This window comes from Streptomyces sp. NPDC041191 (assembly GCF_055591945.1).
Map to the genome: position 1 here is coordinate 68,923 of NZ_JBVIZC010000015.1, position 20,675 is coordinate 89,597.

General features: G+C 74.8%; 18 protein-coding genes. 7 read left to right on the plus strand and 11 right to left on the minus strand.

Going from position 1 to position 20,675, the window contains the following annotated elements; translation table 11 throughout:
- Positions 1-265: 265 nt before the first annotated feature.
- The gene (locus tag ACZ6AQ_RS26425) at positions 266-1,075 is read right to left on the minus strand and encodes an NADPH-dependent F420 reductase (RefSeq protein ID WP_468762962.1); all 810 of its coding nucleotides are present in this window, start codon (positions 1,073-1,075) and stop codon (positions 266-268) included.
- A gap of 261 nt (positions 1,076-1,336) precedes the next feature.
- Here ACZ6AQ_RS26425 and ACZ6AQ_RS26430 point away from each other — a divergent pair, with 261 nt between their 5' ends.
- A complete protein-coding gene (locus ACZ6AQ_RS26430; protein ID WP_468762964.1) occupies positions 1,337-2,512 on the plus strand; it encodes an AfsR/SARP family transcriptional regulator in 1,176 nt (391 codons plus the stop codon).
- Positions 2,509-4,077 (plus strand): PLL family lectin, encoded by a 1,569-nt coding sequence (locus tag ACZ6AQ_RS26435; RefSeq protein ID WP_468762966.1) that lies wholly within the window; start codon positions 2,509-2,511, stop codon positions 4,075-4,077. Before ACZ6AQ_RS26430 ends, ACZ6AQ_RS26435 begins: the two co-directional genes overlap by 4 nt.
- Before the next feature lie 60 nt (positions 4,078-4,137).
- On the opposite strand, the gene ACZ6AQ_RS26440 is transcribed toward ACZ6AQ_RS26435, so the two are convergent.
- From ACZ6AQ_RS26440 to ACZ6AQ_RS26465, 6 genes are all read right to left on the minus strand, one after another.
- Complete coding sequence (locus ACZ6AQ_RS26440) at positions 4,138-5,172, minus strand: alpha/beta hydrolase (RefSeq protein ID WP_468763087.1); 1,035 nt, start codon at positions 5,170-5,172, stop codon at positions 4,138-4,140.
- A gap of 160 nt (positions 5,173-5,332) precedes the next feature.
- Complete coding sequence (locus ACZ6AQ_RS26445; protein WP_468762968.1) at positions 5,333-7,792, minus strand: penicillin acylase family protein; 2,460 nt, start codon at positions 7,790-7,792, stop codon at positions 5,333-5,335.
- An 89-nt stretch (positions 7,793-7,881) separates the two neighbouring features.
- Complete coding sequence (locus ACZ6AQ_RS26450; RefSeq protein WP_468762970.1) at positions 7,882-9,297, minus strand: serine/threonine-protein kinase; 1,416 nt, start codon at positions 9,295-9,297, stop codon at positions 7,882-7,884.
- Entirely contained in the window at positions 9,294-10,103 is an 810-nt protein-coding gene (locus ACZ6AQ_RS26455) for a serine/threonine protein kinase (RefSeq protein WP_468762972.1), read from the minus strand. The genes ACZ6AQ_RS26450 and ACZ6AQ_RS26455 overlap by 4 nt, the downstream gene beginning before the upstream one ends.
- 488 nt (positions 10,104-10,591) lie before the next feature.
- On the minus strand, positions 10,592-12,094 hold the full coding sequence (locus ACZ6AQ_RS26460; RefSeq protein ID WP_468762974.1) for a DUF8189 domain-containing protein: 1,503 nt from the start codon (positions 12,092-12,094) through the stop codon (positions 10,592-10,594).
- A 49-nt stretch (positions 12,095-12,143) separates the two neighbouring features.
- Positions 12,144-13,127 carry an alpha/beta hydrolase gene (locus ACZ6AQ_RS26465; protein ID WP_468762976.1) on the minus strand — a complete coding sequence of 328 codons (984 nt, stop codon included), beginning with the start codon at positions 13,125-13,127 and terminating at the stop codon, positions 12,144-12,146.
- 380 nt (positions 13,128-13,507) lie between these two features.
- On the opposite strand from ACZ6AQ_RS26465, the gene ACZ6AQ_RS26470 reads away from it, so the two are divergent.
- Positions 13,508-13,789, plus strand: coding sequence for a hypothetical protein (locus ACZ6AQ_RS26470; protein ID WP_468762978.1), 282 nt, complete (start codon positions 13,508-13,510; stop codon positions 13,787-13,789).
- 126 nt (positions 13,790-13,915) lie between these two features.
- On the opposite strand, the gene ACZ6AQ_RS26475 is transcribed toward ACZ6AQ_RS26470, so the two are convergent.
- Positions 13,916-14,389 (minus strand): ATP-binding protein, encoded by a 474-nt coding sequence (locus ACZ6AQ_RS26475; RefSeq protein ID WP_468762979.1) that lies wholly within the window; start codon positions 14,387-14,389, stop codon positions 13,916-13,918.
- A 262-nt stretch (positions 14,390-14,651) separates the two neighbouring features.
- Positions 14,652-15,224, minus strand: a complete 573-nt coding sequence (locus tag ACZ6AQ_RS26480) for a CGNR zinc finger domain-containing protein (RefSeq protein ID WP_468762981.1) — start codon at positions 15,222-15,224, stop codon at positions 14,652-14,654.
- Positions 15,225-15,384: 160 nt separating this feature from the next.
- On the opposite strand from ACZ6AQ_RS26480, the gene ACZ6AQ_RS26485 reads away from it, so the two are divergent.
- From ACZ6AQ_RS26485 to ACZ6AQ_RS26500, 4 genes are all read left to right on the plus strand, one after another.
- Positions 15,385-15,840, plus strand: a complete 456-nt coding sequence (locus ACZ6AQ_RS26485) for a VOC family protein (RefSeq protein ID WP_468762983.1) — start codon at positions 15,385-15,387, stop codon at positions 15,838-15,840.
- Positions 15,841-15,910: 70 nt separating this feature from the next.
- Positions 15,911-16,828: a pyridoxamine 5'-phosphate oxidase family protein gene (locus ACZ6AQ_RS26490; RefSeq protein ID WP_468762984.1), complete on the plus strand. Its 918-nt coding sequence runs from the start codon at positions 15,911-15,913 to the stop codon at positions 16,826-16,828.
- A 55-nt stretch (positions 16,829-16,883) separates the two neighbouring features.
- On the plus strand, positions 16,884-17,081 hold the full coding sequence (locus ACZ6AQ_RS26495; RefSeq protein WP_468762986.1) for a ferredoxin: 198 nt from the start codon (positions 16,884-16,886) through the stop codon (positions 17,079-17,081).
- Positions 17,078-18,391, plus strand: a complete 1,314-nt coding sequence (locus ACZ6AQ_RS26500) for an NAD(P)/FAD-dependent oxidoreductase (protein WP_468762988.1) — start codon at positions 17,078-17,080, stop codon at positions 18,389-18,391. Before ACZ6AQ_RS26495 ends, ACZ6AQ_RS26500 begins: the two co-directional genes overlap by 4 nt.
- Before the next feature lie 217 nt (positions 18,392-18,608).
- On the opposite strand, the gene ACZ6AQ_RS26505 is transcribed toward ACZ6AQ_RS26500, so the two are convergent.
- Together ACZ6AQ_RS26505 and ACZ6AQ_RS26510 are read right to left on the minus strand one after the other, a co-directional pair.
- Positions 18,609-19,286, minus strand: coding sequence for a response regulator (locus tag ACZ6AQ_RS26505; RefSeq protein WP_468762990.1), 678 nt, complete (start codon positions 19,284-19,286; stop codon positions 18,609-18,611).
- On the minus strand, positions 19,283-20,524 hold the full coding sequence (locus ACZ6AQ_RS26510; protein WP_468762992.1) for a sensor histidine kinase: 1,242 nt from the start codon (positions 20,522-20,524) through the stop codon (positions 19,283-19,285). The genes ACZ6AQ_RS26505 and ACZ6AQ_RS26510 overlap by 4 nt, the downstream gene beginning before the upstream one ends.
- Between the last annotated feature and the right edge of the window lie 151 nt (positions 20,525-20,675).

The window sequence follows — 20,675 nt, forward strand, 5'->3', positions numbered from 1 at the left end:
TCGTCCCGCCGGCGGCGCGGACCCGGGGCACCGTGACCGGTCGTCAGCGAGCGTAGTCGATCGCGTGTGCGGACAGCGGGCCGGCCGGACAGCGGTGCCGCGACCGTGTCCGACACGACGGCCCGCGGGCGCCCGGGCCGGCCCCACCCCGCCCCGGACCGGACAGTGGGAACGGCCTCACCGTGGTACGGGACGAGACGGGACGGGACCGCCGCCCTCCCGGCCGTGCCGGACGCGGGGAGGGGGCGGCGTACGGCCGACCGGGTCAGGCGGGGGCGTCGAAGGTGCCGGGGCTGTCGGCGGTGGCCCGCCACTCCGGGGCCCGTCGCCGGTCGGCGTCGGCGAGCGCGCGCTTGACGCCTTCGGCGTCCTTGTCGGTGGTGTAGACGGGGGAACCGGGCTGCTGGCGCCAGGAGTCGTCGAGGCCGCCGCTGTCGACGGGGTCGAAGCCGAGGGCGTCCACGAGGTCCATGACGACCGCCTTGGCCTCCGGGTCGTCACCGGCCACCGGCAGGGCGACGCGCCCGGGGGTGCCGGGCGGGCGGCCGTTCTCGGCGAGGTGCTGGGCGTAGATGTTGTTGAACGCCTTGATCACCGGACGGCCGAGCTGCCGCTCGACCCACCGGCTCTCCGGGAGGCCCGCCTCGATCTCCTCGATCCGGCCGTCCCGCTGGCGCGGGTAGTAGTTGCCGGTGTCCACGACGACCAGGCTCTCCGGCAGCCCCTGGAACAGGTCCGGCGGCAGGTCGGGAACCCGGATCTCCGGGATCGTGACGATCACGAGGTCCGCCCCGCGCGGCGCCTCGTCCACGGTCACTGCCCGCGCGCCCGTCTCGGACGCGAGGTCCGCGAGGGTCCGGGGGCCGCGCGAGTTGGCCACCGCGACCTCGTGTCCGAGGGAGGTGAGCCGGCGGGTGAGCGTGCCGCCGATGTTTCCGGCGCCGATGATGCCGATCTTCATACGCGTCTCCTGTCGTGGCCCGGCCCGGACCGGTGCGGCCGGTGGGCGACGGGCGGTGCCGAGGGTGCGGGCGGGTGGCTCCGGCCCACGGTCACCGGGCCGTCCGCGGGTCACGGGGCGCCCGGAACCTCCGGAACCCTCCGCCCGCCGTCCGTACGGTCACCATGGTGGGCCATCCGGCACCGGGCGTCGCGCCGCCCGGCCGCCCGTGTCGGCCGGGCGGGTCCGCCACCCGGCGTCCGGAGGGGCCGGGCCGTCCCGGCGGGCCCGTCCCGTGTCACTCCGGATCGTTCCGGATGCCCCGCCCCCGTCCCCCGCCCCTACCCTGTCGGCGGCGTCCGCCAGACCGACCAGTCCGGAGCCCGGGGGGCAGCGTTGACCACGACCGTCACCACGGGCCGGCCGGCGGTTCCCGTGCTCGGGCAGCTGGAGCGGCGCGTGCTCTCCGCCGTCGGCTGCGGTCTGCGGGACGACGAGATCGCGGCCCTGCTCGCCCTGCCCGAGACCGCCGTGGCCGAGCACGTGGCGCGCCTCCTCGCGCGGCTGGGGCTGCGGGACCGGGCCGCCGCCGTCGTCCACGCCTTCGACTCCGGTCTGGTCGTCCCCGGGCACGGCCCCCGCACCCGGCCGATCGCGCGTCCGGCGCCGGGGACCTCCCCCGGCCGGGCGCACCGGCCGGTGGTGCGGATCTCGGTCCTGGGACCGCTGCGGGCCTGGCAGGACGGGCGGCCCCTGGGCCTGGGCCACTTCCGCCAGCAGGCCGTACTGGCGGCGCTGGCCCTGTGCGCGGGGCGGACGCTGAGCAGGCGGAAGCTGCTGGAGGGCGTGTGGGGGACGGAGTCCCCGGCCGCGAACGTGGTCCCGGTGTACGTCTACCGCCTGCGCAAGGTCCTGCGCACCGGCGACGGTCCCGACCCGGTCATCGAGCACGACCGGTGGGGCTACCGGCTGGCGTCCGGCGCGGTCGACGTGGACGTGGCGCGTCTGGAGGAACTGGTCGCCGGGGTCGGGGCGGCGGAGCGGGCGGGCGAACCGGAGGAGACGGTCCGGCTGTGCTCCCGGGCGCTGGACCTGTTCCACGGGGAGCCGCTGGCCGGTCTGCCCGGGCCACTGGCCGAGGGGGAGCGGCTGCGGCTCGTCGAGCGGAGGATCGCCCTCGTACGGCGGAGGGCGGAGGGCCGGCTCCGGCTCGGCCAGTGCTCCGACGCGGTCGCCGAGCTGTCGGCCCTGGCCGGGGAGCATCCCCTGGACGAGCCGGTGGCGGCGCTGCTGATGCGCGCGCTGTGCCGGTCCGGCCGTCGGGCCGACGCGCTGACGGTGTTCGACCGTACGGGCCGTCGTCTCGCCGCCGACCTGGGAGTCGCGCCGGGTCCGGTGCTGCGGCGGGCCCGGGAGGCGGTCCTGCGCGGAACCCCGGCGGGCCCCGGCGGGACGGCGGGACCGGACGGCCCGGTGGAACGCGCGGCCCCCGGCGGTGCGCGCGCCGATTCCATCGGCATTTCATCGCGCCTCCCTACTGTCGGCCGCCGGCAACCGGGGAGGTTGGAATGAGAACTCTCAGATCATGGCCGGGCAGGATCGTCCTGTTCCTGATGGCCGGGGCGCTCCTGCTCGTCGCGCTCCCGCCGTCCGCCACGGCGGCGGTCACGACGGCGGTCACGACGGCGGTCACGGCGTCCGAACGCGGCGGCCCCCTCACCCGTGGCGAGGTGATCCTGCGCGCCCAGTACTGGGTGGACCAGCGCCCCCCGTACAACCAGGGGGCCTACCGGCCCGGTCCCGGGGACGGCTACGGCTACCGCACCGACTGCTCGGGCTTCGTCGCCATGGCGTGGCACCTCGACGCGAACCCGAACACCCAGGGTCTCCCCCGCTTCTCCCACGAGATCGCGCGGAGCGAACTGCGCGCGGGCGACGTCCTGAACTCGTACTACGACCACGTGCTCATATTCCACGAGTGGGTGGACGACCGGGGCGGGTTCTCCTACTACAGCTTCGGCGGCGGGTCGAGCGGGGTGGCGCCTCCGGGCCACCTCTACGCGAACATCGGCGACGCCTCGATCGACGGGCATCCGAACGGCGACTACAAGGCGCTGCGGTACAACGACATCGTCGAGGAGTCGGCGGCACGGCCGCATCCGAACGGCTCGGGCCGGGTGGTGTCCGCGCGGTCCGGGGACGGGCGTCTGGAGGCGTTCGCGGCCGGTGCCGACGGCGTCTACCACTCGTGGCAGACGGCGGTGAACGGCGGCTGGTCGCCGTGGCAGTTCAGGGGCGGCCCGCGCGGCGCGCAGTTGGCGGTGGCGGCCAACGCGGACGGCAGGCTCGAACTGTTCGCGCTGTCGGACGGGACGTTCGACCACATGTGGCAGACCGCACCCGGCGCGGGCTGGTCCGGCTGGGAGAACTTCGGCACCGGAGGGTACCGGGTGGCGGCGGGCGGCAACGCGGACGGCCGCATCGAGGTGTTCGCGTCCAACTCCACCGGCGTGTTCCACCGCTGGCAAACCGCGCCCAGCGGCGCCTGGTCCGCCTGGGAGGGCGTCGGCGGTGGTCCGGCGGGCTCGCGGCTGGCCATGGAGGCCGCGCCCGACGGACGCCTGGAGGTGTTCGCGCTGTCGGACACGACGTTCCGGCACCTGTACCAGAAGGAGGTCAACGGCGGCTGGTCCGCGTGGGAGGACTTCGGCGGCGGTGGTCACGACGTCGCCGTCAGCCACAACCAGGACGGCAGGCTGGAGGTGTTCGCGTCCAACTCCACCGGCGTGTTCCACCGCTGGCAGACCACTCCGACCACCTGGTCGGAGTGGACCGGCACCGGTGGCGTCGCCGACGCGGAACTGACCGCCGCGCGGTCGGCCGACGGCCGCGTCGAGGTGTTCGCGATCAACGCCGACACCGCGGGCCACACCTGGCAGACGGGCCCGAACGCGCCGTACGCGGCGTGGGAGAACTTCGGCGGCGGTGGTACGGAGATCGGCGCGAGCACCAACGCGGACGGCCGCATCGAAGTCTTCGGCACCAGCCACGCCGGGGTCTACCACCGGTGGCAGACCGGTTTCTCCACCTGGTCGGAGTGGGGCTGGCTGAACGGCCCCGGCCCCTCGGTGAGGTAGCGGCTCCGGTGCCCGCCCGCCGCGGAACGGGGCGGGCGGGCACCGGCACACGGCACCGGGTCAGGCGGCGAAGGCCCTTTCGAGCCGGGGGATCAGGTCCCGGAGGTCCTCCTCCCAGCAGCCGGCGTTGTGGCCGCCGTTGCACAGGGTGCCCCAGCCGGCGCCGTTGCCGTAGTTGACGTAGTAGTACGGCATGCCCAGGGAGTCCAGGCGGGCCTTGACGTTCTTGGCCGCGCCCGCGACCCAGAACTCGAGGTCGCCGATCGAGCCGCCCCCGTCACCGGTGTAGATGGAGATCCCGATCCCGGCGAGCCTGTCCATGTGCTGCTGCGGGTCCACCTGGTTCCACCGCCAGTCGGCGTTGAACACCGGGTAGGGCGAGCCGAACGCGGCGTCGCTGTCCACGCCGGGCTTGTAGGGGGAGTCGTTCGGGTCGCAGATCCCGGACGCCGAGGCGCAGACCGCGCCCTGGGCGTCGATGAGGGAGGCGACGACCGCGAACCGCAGGTCCATGGAGTTGGCCGACAGGTCGATGTCTCCCGACAGGGACGCGGTCTGGCTGAACAGGTCGGGCCGGACCTGGGCGTAGTGGAAGGCGCCGAACCCGCCCATGGAGACGCCGGCGACGGCCCTGCCCTTCTTGGCGGCGATCGTCCGCAGGTTGGCGTCGATGAACGGGATCACCTGGTTGAGGTGGAAGTTCTCCCAGTTCTGGGCGCCGGCCGCCGTCTTCTGGTTGAGCCAGTTGGCGTACCAGCCCCGGGCCCCGCCGTCCGGGACGACGGTGATCATCCGGTCCGACATGGACAGCGCGGGATAGGTCTGTCCGACCGGGTCGTCGGGCGAGCCGTGCATGAAGTAGAGCACGGGGTAGCGCCGGGCAGGGTCGTCGTAGTACCCGCTCGGGAGGATGATCTTGATGTGCTGTTCGCCCGCGACCTGGGGCGTGGTGACCGTGAGGTAGAAGTCGTGGGCGGTGCCCACGGGTGCGGCGGCCTGGGTGAGGCCGAACCCGTCCTCCAGCTTCGGCGGCACGGTGTCGTCGGCGGCCCGCGCGGAGCCCGCCGGCGCGACGACGGCCACGGCGGCGAGCATCCACGCCACCACGACTCTGCGCCAGTGCGATGTCCTTGTCACGGTGTTTCCCTTTCATGAGGGTGTCTCCGGGTCTGTCGCCCCCGGGCGGGGGTCGTCCCCGGTGGGGAGGCGCCCCGGTGGTTGTCGTCGGGGCGCGGGGCGGAAGTCGCGGGACGCCTCAGTCCAGGACCTTGATCCGCAGGTCCGGCGAGGCCGCGATCCGCTCCTCGGTGAAACGCTCGGTCACCCACCCGCTCGCCGAGAACAACCTGGTCTGGTCGGCGTGGTGCGGCGAGGTCGGGTCGGCCGACTGGGAGTAGGCCAGGACGGAGTACGCCTCGGGCGGGCCGTCCGCGGTGAACCGCACCTGCTGGACGAAGCTGGACCCGAAGGTGACGTCGGGTTTGCCGTCGACCTGGCCGGGGGTGATGACGTTCAGGACGCCCAGCTCGCCGAGCGAGCCGTGGATCGGTATCCGTTCGCCGGCGCGGGTGACCCGCTGGACGTCCGACAGCGGCGCGTTCAGCGGAACGCCCGCCTTGCGCAGGGCGAACACGGCACGGGCCAGGGCGTCGCGGACGGCGGAGTTCCCGGCGTCCAGCGAGTTGGGCGTGTGCACCGGGTCCTTCGGGTCGAAGGGAACCCGCCACGGCAGGTCCCCGAGCTTCTTCCCGCCGCTCAGGTAGGCCCAGTGGTTCGCGAACAGCCAGGAGCCGCGGCTGTCCGCCGTGAAGTCGTGGCTCTTCCAGGCGGCCAGGACGGGGCACGCCTCGCTGATGTTCACGAGGTTGCCGTCCACCAGGACGAGCCCGAAGGCGGTGTTCCGGCACGCCGTCACCGTGGCGTCGAGAGCGAGGTCGGCCGCCCTGCTGTTGTCGGCGAACAGCAGCTTCCCCATCGTCTCCGGGGTGAAGCCCCTGCCCGGCAGGCCGTCGGTGCCGTCGATCCTCTTCCGCGCGGTCAGGATCAGCTCCTGGGTGCGCAGCGACCGGGGCGCCGCCGTGTCGCCCATGATCCGGGGGAAGGACAGCGGCTGCTCGGGATTGGCCAGCCAGGGGCTGTCGTTGGCGTTGCCCACGAAGTCGGACCGGATCAGCCGCGGCTGCTTGTGCGGGTCGAGGAGGCCCGGCGCGGCCGCGTTCGGGTCGTCGGGCCAGTCGCAGGCGCTGCGCTTGCCGTCGAGGATGGAGACCGGCGGGACGTTCGACAGCGGGAGCGCCTGGTCGAACAGCAGCTTCCCGGTCTCGGTGAGGCACGCCCGCGCGTGCTCGTCGGTGACGTTCGGGACGACCTGGATGTCCGCGTACAGCGCGTTGCCCTTGCGGTCGGAGGCGATCGTGTTGAAGAAGGGGACGCCCTGGGTGGTCTCCAGGACGTCCACCACGTCGTGGACGTCCTTGGCCCGGTCGAGGCCGAACCAGGTGTTCAGGGCCCGCAGGTTGTCCATGTTCGGGTCGCGCACCACGTGCGCGCTGACCACCCAGGGCAGCGGGTAGCCCACGATCGAGGTGGTGACCGGCCCGTAGCGGGTGGACCACAGCGTCCGGGAGACCTCACCGAGCGAGCCGTCCGGCCTGCGCACCCCGACGGTGACCCGCTGCGAGGTCATCTTCTCCCAGGCGCCGTCGACCAGGTACGTGGTCGGGTTCAGGGGATCGACCTGTACGTCGAAGAGGCCGAACGGGGCCACCGTGGCGACCGTGTGGCTCCAGGCGACGTCGTCGTTGTGCCCGATGTTCACCGCGGGCAGCCCGAGCAGGCCGGCGCCCGAGACGTTGACCTCGCCCGGGATCGTCAGGTGGCTCTGCCACATCCGGTTCTTGCCCTGCCACGGGAAGTGCGGATTGGCGAGCAGCATGCCGGTGCCGCCGGACACGCCCTGCGAGCCGACCGCCAGCGCGTTGCTGCCCATGCTGTCCCGGCGGTTCGCCGCCATCGCGGCACGGATCCCCTGCGCGGTCTTCGCGGGCGAGGACACCGGCGGCGCGGCGACGGCGGGGGCTCCCGGGGGCGCGGCGTTCACCTGGCCGTCGAGCAGGGCGTCGGCGGAGCCCATGATGATCTCGGCGTGGGCGTGCCGGTAGACGTCCAGTTCCGTGATCGGCCGGACCCAGGGCTTGCCCTTGCAGGCGGGGTCGGTGATGCCGTCCACGCCCGTCTCCGCCAGGTACCGGTTGTATCCCCGGACGTAGCCGCGGACGGCCTCCCTGACCTCCGGCTCCGGCCCGTCGGGCGCGGGCCGGTCCAGCAGCCGTTCCACCACGGCGTTGTCCTTGAGCCGCTGGAAGTACAGGTCGCTGTTGAGGTTGGTGGTGGTGTTCTGGTTCTGGCCGGGGCTCGCCCTGCCGTCCGGCCCCAGGTGGCGGGACCGCTGGGCGTCGACCATCAGGTAGGTGTCGGCCAGGGTGCAGATGTTGTCCTTGGCCGCCGCGTATCCGTAGCCCGTCCCCAGGCCCTCCCAGTCCGAGGCGATGATGTGCGGTATGCCGTACTCGGTGTACCGGATCGTCGGTCTGTCCGGGCCCGTCACGGCGGCCGCTCCCCCGGGTAACGCCCCGGTGCCCGCCGTGGTGGTCATCACCGCCACGGCGGCCATGACCGCGATCCGCAGTCCCGCTCTCGATCTCCTCCGTGCCATCGGGCGTCCTTCCCTGTGGTTGGGGGTTCCGTACGGACGCGGCCACGCTAGGAAGGAGCGATGAAATCCCGGTGATGCGCGGGACGCCGTCAGCGTCCGGCGGGGCGGGGACACCTCGGCAGTGCCGGCCGGTCCCTCGTGCGGACGGCGGGCAGCCAGGCGTCGGGGGGCACGGAGCCGGGCGGGAGGCGGACGTGGAACCAGCGGGTCGACCGCAGGTCGTCCTCGTCGGTGACGGGCTGTCCGTCGGCCACCTGGCAGTCGGCGGTGAGCGGGTCGCCGTGCCAGACGCGGGTCGGTACGACGTTGTCCGCCGTGTACGGCCGCAGGGGATCGACCGCCAGTCCCAGGCTGCACTGCGGGTCGCGGTCGGTCCGTTCCTGGCAGCCGCGTTCCGCGTTGAAGACCCGGACCGCGCCGGGGGCCGGTGGTGCGGCGAGGTCCTGTCGCGGCGCGTCGGAGCACAGGGCCGCGCCCGTCCCGCAGAGGGCGGCGAGGACGGCGGCACGGACCCGGCCGCGCCGCCGGGCCGTCGTCGCGCCGTGCGTCCCCGGCCGGGCGGCGATGCGGGCGAGCAGGGCGTCGGCCGTGTGCGGGGCGCGGGCCGCGTGGGTCGGGGCGAGGCAGTCGGCGGCGAGGGCGCGCCAGAACGGCGGCAGGGCGTGGTCCAGGCGGAGCGGCGCGCGTCCCGCGCCGTACTCCTGGACCGCGGCGCCCCGGGCGGCGGGGGTGGCGCCGGGGAACGGCGGGACGCCGGAGGCGAACAGTTCGTGGATGACGATGCCGAGGGCCCAGATGTCGGCGCTCGGCCGGACCTGGACGCCGGCCTCGCCCAGCGGCGCGCGCCAGCGTTCGGGCGGCAGGTAGTCGAAGGTGCCCATCGGCGGCGCGTAACCGTGCGTGCTGGTCAGCTCGGTGGCGAGCCCGAAGTCGGAGAGCTTCACCGAGCCGTCGTGCCCCAGCAGGACGTTCTCCGGCTTGAGGTCGGCGTGGACCCAGCCCGACCGGTGGAGGTGGGCGAGACCTTCGCAGATGCCCTCGACGAGCCGGCCCCGGTCCGCCTCGGGCACGCCCGCGTCGATGAGGTCCCGGAGGCTGCCCGCCGCCCGTTCCATGACCAGGACGATCGCGCCGTCCGCGGCGGGGCGGTCCGGCGCGGCGAGGACGAAGGAGTCCAGGAGGCCGACGAGCCGGGGGTGCCCGGCCCTGCGGCCGAGTTCGACCTCGCGGCGCGCGGACTCCACGATCCGGCGGGCCTGGCGCGGCGCGAGGCCGGCGACCGGCATGACCTTGAGGGCGACCTCGGCGGGGCGGGTGGAGCCCGCCGGGCCGCTCCGGCCGGCGCGTCCGTCCCCCTCGGCGGGGCGGGCCGCGTAGACCGCGGACCACCCTCCGGTCCCGATCAGCCCGGTGACCCGCCACTCCCCCACCCGGTAGCCGGGCGGGAGCGGTTCCGCGCGGTCGTCGCATCCGGTGAGGCCGCCGGGGGTGCGCAGCGACGTCATCGCGCGGTCTGCCGCTCCCGCCCGCCGGGCCCGGTCGCCGGCGGCAGCAGCGCGAGGTGCTCCTCCTGCACGAGCCCGAACCGGAGCGCGAGTTCGACGATCTCCTCCCGTTTGCCGTTGCGGCGGTCGCCCTCGCCCGGGACGCGGGCGAGGGGGGCGGCGATGCGGAGTTTCTCCTCGGCGAGGTAGTCGATGTGCGAGCTGGTGGCCCGCGCCGTGAGGGCGGAGCACCTCGGGTGGGCCCTGAGCCTCTCGACGATCCGGGGGGTCGTGGGGACCGCGACGCGGGACTGGTCACGCAGGCGCGGTTCGCAGAGCGCGACGAGGACGAGGAAGTAGGTGGCGGTCTCGTCCAGGGAGTACGCGGTGACCGTACCGCTCCCCCAGGGGGTGCCCGCGGCCCCGGAGTCCAGGTAGAGGTGGTCGGGTGCGAACACCTGGAAGGAGACGGGTGTCTCGCCCCGGGTGGGCAGGACGACCCGGGCGAACTCGAAGGGGACGGGCGCGCCGACCCGGCGGGGCGGGACCCTGAGATACTCGCCGGCCCCTTCCGGGTTCTCCACGAGGTAGCTGTGGGTGCCGCTGTGGTTCGTCAGCTGCCAGTGGTCGTCGGTCACCCGGATCTCCCCGGCGAGCCGGGAGATCGCCGCGTCGGCGAGGCGGAGTTCGACGGGGGTGGACCGCGAGCCGCGTCCGAAACGGGCCGCCTCACCGGGGCCGAGGCGCAACGTCACCGCCCCGGTGGGCCGTTCGTCGCCGCCGGTGCCTCCGCTGCCCTGTGGCAGGTGGACGATCACCCCGCTCATCGCTCCCCCGTTCCCCGCGTCCCGGTTGTCGGACCAGGGGAACCATACTCATCCCCCGGGGGAGTTCACCGGCGCGCTTCGGCCACTTCGCGCACGGACGGAATCCCGGGTTCCGCGCGGGCCCCGGACGGTGGCCGGCGCTGCGCGGCTCCCCCGCCGGGGCACGCGGACGCGCGCTGTGACGCGGGTCACCCGGGCGGTGCGCCGGAGAGGGCTTTTGGGAACGCTTTTCCGGTTTCCCTCGTGACGGAGGGCCCGTCCCCCGTCCGCGTGGACGGGGGACGGGCCGGAGGGGGGGTGGTGACGGACCGTGCGACGGCGGTGCGGTCCGGGCCCGGGGAGGGCCGTTCCCCGGGCGCAAGGTGGGAAGGGTCACTGCCGGGGCGGGCGCCGGGGACCGGTCCGGCGAGTCCCCGACCCGCCCCGGTTCCCCGTCCGTGCCCGCCGCATGGCGCGATCCGGACGGCGCGGCGGGCGGGTCCCGGTGTTCACGGAGAGTCGAGCCCGGGACCCGCGGTGCCGTTGACCCGGCTCCAGTCGGACCAGGTGGAGAAGCCGGTCTGCCACCGGTGGAAGGTGCCGGCGGGGCTGGCGCCGAAGACCTCGACGCGGCCGTCGGCGTTGGCGGTCGCCGTGATCTCCGTACCCCCGGTGCCGAAGGCGGCCCACGCGGCGTAGGGCGCGTTGACGGCGGTCTGCCAGGTGTGGGCCGCCGTGTCCCCGTTGATCGCGAAGACCTCGACGCGGCCGTCCGGGGAGCGCTCGCTGCTGAGCTGCGCGTCGGCGGGCCCGCCGGTCGGCTCCCAGCCGGACCAACCTGCCCTGCTGGTCTGGTACTTGTGGAAGACGCCCTCCGGCCCGGAGGCGAAGACCTCGATCCGGCCGTCGGCGTTGTGGTCCACCGTCAGGTCACGGCCGCCTCCGCCGAAGGTCTCCCACGCCGACCAGCCGCCGTCGGGGGCGGTCTGGTACTGGTGCTGGAAGACGTTCCCGTTGATCGCGAAGACCTCCAGGCGGCCGTCGGGCGCCTTCCCCATCTCCACCCGGCCGCCGACGGGGCCGCCGCCGGTGGGCTCCCACTCCGACCATCCGGCGTTCGGGGCCTTCTGGTACTTGTGGAACAGGCCGGCCGGGCCCGAGGCGAAGACCTCGATCCGGCCGTCGGCGTTCACCCCGGCGGCCGCGTCCCGGCCACCGCCGCCGAACGCCTCCCAGTTCGACCAGCCGCCGGAGGGGGCCGTCTGGTAGCGGTGCTGGAAGGTGTCCCCGTTGATCGCGAGCAGTTCCAGACGACCGTCCGCGTTCGGGGCGACCGCCAGTTCCGCGCGGCCCGGTCCGCCGAGCGGCTCCCACTCCGACCAGTCCCCGTTCGCGCGGAGCTGCCAGGCGTGGTGGACGCCGTCGGCGCCGGCCGCGAACACCTCCAGGCGGCCGTCCGCCGACCGCGCCGACACGACCCGGCCCGACTCCGCCGGGTACACCAGCGGGGCGGGGCCCGGTTCGCCCGGGTGCCCGAGGCGGTCCGCCGCGGCCCGCGCCTCGACCAGGTACCGCTTGTGCGCGCCCTGGTTGTAGGTGGACCAGGGCTGCCAGTTCGCGCCGCCCGAGGAGATCCGGAAGGCCGCGTCCGCGTTGCACCGGGCGTCGTAGGCGCAGGCGTCGTCGACCTCGCGGTGCCAGTAGCTGTTGATCTGCCAGAGGCCCCGGTCGGTGGAGGGGGGCGTGTTGTTCTGGACGTTGGACGCCGAGGGGTCGCAGCCGGACTCCGCGAGGGCGACGGCGACGGCGGTCACCAGGGCGTCGCCGCGGAAACCGGCCTCGTACCCGACGCGGGCGCACAGGTCGCTGGGCGCGGCGTACGCGGGCGGGGCCCCGACGAGCACGCCGGCGGCGACGAGCAGTGACGTCAGGACCGGGAGGACGAACCGGCGCGCGGGACGGTGCCGGGGCGGAGCGGTACGCGTCGGCGCGGGGCGTGGAACGCGGTTCACCTGCGGTCTCCTTCGGGCGTCGGGACGTACCGGCCGGGTGCGGGGCCGTTCACGCCTTGCGGAGCCGGTCGATGACGCCGTCGATGTCGCGCCGCATCATGTCGTGGCGGATGAAGTGGCCTCCCGGCAGCTCGTACCACTCGTGCGGGATCCCCGCGGCGCCGAGGAGGGAGCGGAACTCGCGCTGTCCCGCCAGGACATGGGTCTCGTTGGCGGAATCGAACCAGTTGACCGGGTCGGGGCTGGTGCCCGCCACCAGGAAGACGCGCTTGTTCCGGTAGCTCTCGATCCGCTGCACGGGGTTGTCGGCCGACACCCGGGCCTCGTCCCAGAACGGCGCGCCGTAGACGGTGCCGCCGCCCAGTTCGAGGGCGGCGGAGGTGGCGTTGGCCCAGTGGACCACCATGCCGTTGTCGCGGCGGAGGCTGGCGGGGCCGGAGTGGGCGCTGACGGAGGCGAAGTGGCCGTAGTACTTGGCGGCGTACTTCAGCGCGCCGAAGCCGCCCATGGAGAAACCGGACACGGCACGGCCGTCGTACTCGGCGTAGGTGCGGAAGTTCGCGTCGATCCACGGGATGAGCTGCGCGATGTGGAAGTGCTCCCAGCTGCGCGGCCCGACGTTGGTGCTCACGGGGTTGGAGTACCAGCCGGTCCGGCCGCCGTCGGGCATGACGACGATGAGCGGCTTGCCCTCCGTCCAGGCGCGGACGCCCTCGCGGTCGAAGGTGATGAAGTCCTGTTCGCCTCCGTGGAGGAGGTAGAGGACGGGGTAGCGGCGGCCGCTCCCGTGGTAGTCGTCGGGGAGGAGGACGTTGACGGCGGGGTTCCAGCCGATCGCGCCGGTGGCGAACCGGTAGTACCACATGCGCCGGTCGGCCTCGCCCCGCTCCACCACGCGGAGCCCGAAGCCGTCGCCGACGGCGGAGGCGGTCCCTGCGGAGGCGAGGACGCCCGCTCCGCCGAGGGCCGCCGCGGCCGAGAGGCCGCCGGCGGCCCTGAGGACGTTCCGGCGGGAGGGGTGCTGTGCGGTCAACGTGGCCTCCTGGGCGGGAGCGTGGAGAAGTGCCGGGCTCGCGGCGGGAGGTCCCGCCGCGCCGCTCCGGACCGCGCCGGCCCCTCGGACGGGACGGGCGGCCGGGCGGTCTGGAAGGTAGCAGCGGGGCGGGACCCGGAAGACCCCGGAAGGTTACGGACTGACAGGCGGGGGCGGGTGGGGTACGGCTTCGGGGACGGCCCGCCCCCGGCCCGGTTCCCACCGCGCCCGGGGCGCCGGGCCACCGCGGGTTCGTCCGCGTGCCGGTACGCGCGTCCGCGCCCGTACCGGCGCTCGTACCGATACGCGAAGCGGAGACATCCGTTCCGGACGGGCGGCGACGGCTGTGTGATCGGCTTCGTCCCGGGTAGCGGGTGAACATGTTCAGACATCGACGGGTACGAGTCGCGTGCGTGCTGCTGATCGGCTGGGCGGCGCTGACCGCCGTGGAGTGGCGGGCGGAACGGGCGTCCTGGTCCACGGCGGTGACGAGCGGATTCCTCTGGGCCTGCGTGGCGGCGGGCACCTGGTGGTTCGCCGAGATGACGCAGGGCCCGTCCTCGCGGACGGGCAGGAAGGACGGAAGGGTCCGGGCCCTCCCCCGGCGACGGGTCGGGAGGAAGGACGCGGCGCGCGGGTCCGGCCGTCTCCCCTCGCGGTGACGGCCGGGGCCGGCCCGCGCCGTCGTCGCCCTTCGGGCGCCGTCTCCGCCGGCCCGGTGGGAGGGCGGTGTCCGGCGAGGCGGTGCCGGCCCGGCACGCCGGGCCGGAGACGGGAGGGAGGCCCCGTCAGGCCGGGCCGGGAGCGGCGCCCAGCGCGATGCGGGCCGTGACGCACTTGCCGCCCTCGTCCTGTCCCACGAACAGGTTCTCCGTGACGGCCTTGACGATCTCCAGGCCGTGCCGGCCGACCCGGCCCGGGTCGGCCGAATAGATCAGGGGAATGGCCGGATCGCTGTCCCACACGACCACGTCCACGCTGTCGGCGGTGACGCACAGCTCCACCAGCACCAGACCGGGCGCGTACGTGCAGGCGTTGGTGAGCAGCTCGCTGACCACCAGTTCGGTCAGGTCCTTCGCGCGCTCCGGGACCGGCACCAGATGCTCGGTACGCGCTTCCTCCAGGAAGGCGACGGCACGGCGACGGGCGTCCGCGACGCAGCCGCCGTCCCCGTCGGGCGCGTAGCCGACGCACATCAGCAGCCCGCCCGGCACAGGCCGGACGGCGCCGCCGTCCTCGTCAGGGGATTCCACCGAACTCATCCTCACTCCCGTCTCCACGGCACGGCTACCCGCCCGGCCGGTCCTGACGCGGAGGAAGGAGCGCGGGAAACCGGCGGCCTCCCCGGTGCCGGACGCGGGGCCGGCCGGAGGAGCCGCGTCCCCGCGGGGCGGGAACCGGTCCGGGCGCCGGAAGTTCGCGCCCTCCCCGCCCCGTACTCCCGGGGCAGGGTCCGCCGAGCGGGGGCGGCGGGCCGGCGGTCCCCGTGGGGTCATCCGTACGGAAGGGGGCCCGGCCCCGGCGTCACGCCTTCTTCCGGCGTGCGTAGTGGCGCTGTGCCTTCACCCGGTTCCCGCAGCCGGCCATCGAGCACCAGCGGCGCGTGCCGTTCTTGGACACGTCGTAGAAGTGCAGGACGCACTCGGGGTTGCCGCAGGGCCGGATCCGCTCGGGCCGTTCCGCGAGCAGCCGGAGGTAGTCCTCGGCCGCTCGCCACGCGGGCAGCCAGGAGGGGGTCCGCACGTCGACGAAGGTGTCGGGGCCGTCGGGGCGCAGCAGGTGCCCCCTGCGGCCGTGCGCGAGTACGGCGTTGAGTGCCTCGACGGCGTCGGGGCCGGGGTGCCCGGGGTCCACGACCGCCATGTCGAGGGCCGCGCGCGCCTGGAGCAGCCGCTCCAGGGTGTCGTGGTCCGCCGTGACCGGCAGGTCGCCGAGCGCCCGGCGCACCGTGGGGGCGGCGAGCCAGGTCGCCAGGCCGTCGAGCGAGTCCAGCAGGTCGTGGCGGCCGGTGGCGTCGATCCAGCGCGTGTTGAGCAGGTCGATGCCGAGCGGCTCGTCGGTCAGGGGGCGGGGGTCGACCCCCGGCGTCGGTGGCACGGTGCGACGTCCTTCCTTCGCGGTACGAGCGGGACCACCTCCCCACCATAACTGTTCACCCAATGATCAGCGGTTGACGCTCCTCCTTTCTAACCCCTAAAGTCCCTTTCAACGGTTGCGAAACGGATTCGCGACGACGACTGAAGGCATGTGGTGAACCATGGCCAAGGCGAAGACCCTGCAGACCGGTCACGTGGGAGTGAACGTCACCGACCTCGACCGTTCCCTCGCCTTCTACCGCGCCGTCTTCGACTTCGAGGTGGTGGCGGAGGGCAAGGAGGACGGCCGCCGCTGGGCGTTTCTCGGCCGGGACGGCCGGATGCTGGTGGCGCTGTGGCAGCAGAGCACGGGCACCTTCCCCACCGACCGGCCGGGACTGCACCACCTGTCGTTCCAGGTGGAGGGCGTCGACGAGGTGAAGGCCACCGAACGGGTGCTGCGTGACCTGGGCGCCGGGTTCACCTACGACGGTGTCGTCCCCCACGGCGAGAACGGCACGTCCGGCGGCATCTTCTTCGCCGACCCCGACGGCATCCGGCTCGAGGTCTACGCGCCCACGGGTGCCGACCCGGCCGACGCCCCCACTCCCGGCGCCCCCACCTGCGGCTTCTTCTAGGAAACCGTCACGTCCTCCCCGGGCCCCGGGGAGGACGCCGAACGCCACCGCAACGCGGAAAGGACATGTCGTGACCACCTATCACAGGGGCGAGATCGCGGTGCAGGAGCGCGCCGGCCTCGCCCGGCAGGCGTCCTTCTCCCTCGGCGGCATCCACGAGAGCGTTCCGCCCGTCGCGCGGGACTTCCTCGCCGGGCAACCGCTGATCGTGCTGGGCGGCACCGACCCGGAAGGCCGCGTCTGGGCCACCCAGCTGACGGGCGAACCCGGATTCCTCCGGGTGCCCGATCCCCGCATCCTGGTGATCGACGCCCTGCCCCTGCCGGCCGATCCGCTGGCCGGAGTCCTGACCGGCGGATCGGTCTCCGGGATCGGGACGATCGCCATCGAGCCGGCCACCCGGCGCCGGATGCGCCTCAACGGCCGGGTCCGCCGGCAGGGCGACGGCCTGCGCGTCGATCTCGACCAGGTGATCGCCAACTGCCCCAAGTACCTCCAGAAGAGGGACCACGGCGGGATCGCGCCGGGCGGAGGCGGGGCGACGGTCCCCGTCGTCACCGACGGCACCGAACTGAGCCCCGCCCAACAGCGGGCGGTACGCGCGGCCGACACGTTCTTCGTCGCCACGGCCTCCGACCGCGGCGACGCGGACGCCTCCCACCGCGGGGGGAATCCCGGCTTCGTCCGGGTCCTCTCCCCCACCCTGCTGCGCTGGCCCGACTACGTCGGCAACGCCATGTTCCTGACCCTGGGCAACCTGCTGCTCAACGCGGCGGCGGGCCTCCTCGTCCCGGACTGGGAGACGGGCACCACCCTTCACCTGTCCGGCACCGCGCGCACCGTGTGGGGCGCCGGGGAGATCGCCGAGGTGCCCGGCGCACAGCGTCTGGTCGAGTTCTCCGTCGAAGCCGTACGGGAGATCACCGCCGCCTCACCGCTGCGGTGGAGCAGCCCCGGTTACTCCCGCTTCAACCCCGCGGTCGCCTGACCCCCGGGCGCACCGCGCGCACCCACGCCCCTCACGACACCCCCTGGGAGCCACCATGCGGATCACCGTGGACATGAACCTGTGCGAGAGCCACGGGCAGTGCGTCTTCGCGGCGCCGGAGATCTTCTCCTTCGACGACGACGAGCGCCTCGTGTACGAGGCCGCCCCGCCCGACGCGCTGCTCGACGGAGCCCGGAAGGCCGCGGCCGTCTGCCCGGTGCGCGCCGTCACCGTCTCGCCGGCCGCCCCGTGAGGAGCGGAGACCGGCGCGACCTGGTGATCGTGGGCGCCTCCCTCGCCGGACTGCGGGCCGCGCGGACCCTGCGCGAGCGGGGCTTCACCGGCACCCTGACCCTGGTGGGCGACGAACCGCACATGCCCTACGACCGGCCGCCGCTGTCGAAGCGGATGCTGACCGGCGCCGACCTGCCGCCCGGCACCGACCTGCCCGTACCGGACGGGCTGGAGGCCCGCTGGCTGCTCGGGCGGGCGGCGGTCGGGCTGGACACCGCCACGAGGACCGTCACCCTCTCCGACGGCGCGCGCCTGTCGTACGACGGGCTGCTCGTCGCCACCGGATCGACCGCCCGCGGGTGGCCGGCCGACCGGCCCCCGCCACCGGCGGGCGTCGTCACGCTGCGCGGTTGGGACGACGCCCTGGCCCTGCGGGCCGGACTGGCCACGACGGAGCGGCTCGTCGTCATCGGCGCCGGCTTCCTCGGCGGTGAGGTCGCCGCGGCCGCACGGGAGCGCGGACTGGACGTCACGCTCGTCGAAGCGGCGGCCCAGCCCCTCGAACGTGCCGTCGGTGCCACCGCGGGCGCCTACATCGCCGCTCTCCACCGCGAGGCCGGCGTCACCGTGAGGACCGGCACCGCGGTCGAGGGCTTCCTCGCCGGGCCCGACGGTCGCCTCACCGGCGTCCGCCTCTCCGACGGGACCACGGTCCGGGCCGGTCTGGCGGTCCTGGCGCTCGGCGGGGTGCCCACGACCGGGTGGCTGGCCGGCTCCGGCATCGCCCGTGACGGGGGCGTCCACTGCGACACCCGTCTGCGCGTCCTGCGCGCCGACGGCTCGGTCGTACCGGGCGTGGTGGCGGCCGGTGACGTGGCGCGCGTGCCACAGCCGCTGGCCGGCGGCGAACCCCTGGCGCTCGGTCACTGGACCAACGCCGTCGAGCAGGGAGCGGCCGCCGCCGGCACACTCCTCGCCGAGCGGGGACACGGGGAAACGCCCCCGCCGTTCGCGGCCGTGCCGTCCTTCTGGTCGGATCTGCACGGGGTCAGGATCAGCTCGGTGGGCCTGCCGTCCGCGTCGGACGAGGAGCGGATCGTGGAGCACGATCCGGCCGGCCGGCGGTTGGAGATCAGCTACCACCGGGCGGGCCGGCTCGTCGGGGCGCTGACCGTCGGGCGGACGGGCCGGCTCGCGTCGTACCGCCGTGCGCTGGAAGCGCGTCCGGCTCCCGCGACGACGGCGCGGACACCGGCCGCCGTCGCGGGAGCCGGCCCCGGACCGGCCGGCCTTTCCCCGCCGGGCCGGGAGCGTCCCGCCCGCCGGTGACCGGAGGCGCGCGGACCGGCGGTGACGGCCCGCCGCCGCGGCGGGTCCGGACGGCTCGACGGCGGTCCTCCGCCGGGCGGGAGCCGAACGGTCCGGGCGGGAGCCGAACGGTCCGGGCGGGAGCCGAACGGTCCGGGCGGTCCGGGCGGTCTCCGGGCGGTCCGGCCCGTCGCCGCGCGCGTACCGGCCCTCGCCCTCGTCCCGGTCCGGCCCCGGCTCACGCCTCCCGGCGCGCCCGCACCAGGCCCGTCTCGTACGCGGCGACGACCGCCTGGGCACGGTCGCGGACCCGCAGTTTGGCGAAGAGTCCGGTGATGTGGTTCTTCACCGTGGAGGCGCTGACACCGAGCCGTTCGGCTATCTCCGTGTTGTCCAGGCCGCCGGCGATCAGGCGCCAGACCTCCCGCTCGCGCGGGGTGAGCCCCTCGCCGCCGGAGGGCACCGGATGTGCCGTCCGGCGCTCCGGGGCCGTGACGTGCGTGGAGATGAGCCGGGTCAGGAGCCGCGGGGCGAGGATCGCCTCGCCGTCGCGGACCACGTGCAGGGCGGCGACGAGGTCCTCGGGCGAGATGTCCTTGGGCAGGAAGCCGCACGCCCCGGCCCTCAGGGCGTCCACGACGTGCTCGTCCATGTCGAAGGTGCTCAGGGCCAGGACCCGGCAGCCGGGCAGTTCGGCGGTGAGCCGTTCGGTGGCGGCGATGCCGTCCAGGACCGGCATGCGGATGTCCATGACGACCACGTCGGGCCGGTGTTCGTGGGCGAGGCGGACCGCCTCGGCGCCGTCCGCCGCCTCGGCCACGACCCGGAAACCCGGCTCGGGGGCCAGCATCAGGGCGAGGCCGCGGCGGACGAGGGGCTGGTCGTCGGCGATGAGGACCTTCACGACCGCGCTCACGCGTACGCCTCCCGGCGGTCGGCGGGCAGGGGCAGGCGGGCGCGGACGGCGAACCCCCCGCCCTCCGGTCCGGCCCGCAGGGTGCCGCCGTGGAGGGCGACGCGTTCCCGCATCCCCATGAGCCCGTAGCCCGATCCGCGGGCGGCGGGACGGCCGGGACGCGGACCGTCGTCGGTGACGGCGACCCGCACCTCCTGGGCGGCGAAGGTGAGCCGCACGTCGACGTGCGCGCCGTCGCCCGCGTGCTTGCGGGCGTTGGTGAGGGCCTCCTGGACGACGCGGAAGACGGTGAGGGCGACGCCGGGCGGGAGCGACCGCGGGTCCCCGTCGGTGGTGAGGGTGGTGGGGAGGCCGGCGCGGCGGCTGTCCCCGACGATGCGGTCGAGGTCGCCGATGCCGGGCTGCGGCGCGGTGGTCTCGCCCTCGTCGCCCTCGTCTCCGGCCCGCAGCACGTCGAGCAGGTGGCGCATCTCGCGCAGGGCGGTGCGGCCGGAGCCCTCCAGGGTGACGAGCGCCTCGCGGGCCGTCTCCGGGGACCGGTCGAGGTTGGCCCGGGCTCCCCCGGCGAGCAGCTGCATCGTGGTCAGGTGGTGGGCGACGATGTCGTGCAGCTCGCGGGCGATGCGGCGCCGCTCGTCGGAGACGGCCCGCTCGGCCAGCAGCCGGCGGTGGGTCTCGGCGTTGCGCTGCCAGCGGCCGACCACGAGCGCGGCGCCGGCCACGAACAGCGCGGACGCGGCGTTGGGGACGAACTCCATCAGGGACGGCGCGGGCCGCCCCGGGTGGACGAACTGGAGCACCGCGACGCAGCCGGCGACGGCCGCCGCGCCGACCGCGGTCCCGTGGCGGCGCACCGCGGTGTAGAGGGCCACGACGGTGGCCGCCCCGTAGTGCAGGCCCACCGAACCGACCCAGCCCAGCAACACGTTCGCCGCGAGGACGCAGGCGAGGACCCCCAGGGGTGCGCGGCGACGCGCCAGCAGGAACAGCGAGGCGACGACCACGACCAGGCACCCGGCCGCCGGCACGTGGCCCCGGTCCATCTGGCTGGTGACGGTGAAGCCCACGAGGTCGACGGCCGCGGCGCCGACGGCGACGAGCCCGTCGTGCTGGCTCCACAGCCCCGGCCCCCCGCGCCGGCCCCCCGTCGCGGGGGCGCCGTCCGGAGGCCCGGCGTCGTACGTGCCCGCCCCGTCCCGCGACCCGCCGGGACGCGTTTCGTCCGCGCGCCGTCCCATCTCCGCCCTCCGTGCGCGTCCGCGCTCTCCCTGGGGCCGCCGCGGCAACCCGATGACCTGCGGTCCTTCCGTCGAGTCTCCCATGGTGCCGGGGGGCCGGGCCCCCGGCGTCGGGCCCGGGAGGGAGCGGGGACCGGGAGCAGGGTCCCAG